1 protein-coding gene is annotated in these 250 nt (G+C 41.2%); it reads left to right on the top strand.

The window, feature by feature from the left end; genetic code table 11:
* Positions 1-250, top strand: a 250-nt coding sequence (locus tag ADI58_RS11335) for a hypothetical protein (RefSeq protein WP_049522271.1), incomplete at both ends; no start/stop codon positions are given.

Below are 250 nucleotides of genomic sequence, written 5' to 3'. Positions count from 1 at the left end.
GTCAATCGTACGTAAGGATAAGAATGGAACACCTGCGACAGCAACTTACACACCAAAAGTAGTTGGAGTAACACCAACATCAGAAAACGCTAAGTCTGAAGGAATTCAAGGTGCAACACAAGAAGGTACACCAACATTCACAGCAGGAAAAGTAAATGTAGGTACTGAAGAAAATCCAGTAGAAAAAACAGTTCCGCTAACTATTAGCGCAACGAATCCAGCGAAATTCGTAGTAGATGGACAACCTGTA

Origin of the sequence: Streptococcus mitis (assembly GCF_001074635.1) — a bacterium.
Lineage (GTDB): Bacteria > Bacillota > Bacilli > Lactobacillales > Streptococcaceae > Streptococcus > Streptococcus mitis_E.
The sequence above is the reverse complement of the archived record's forward strand: the minus strand, read 5'-3'. Positions and strand labels throughout refer to the sequence as shown.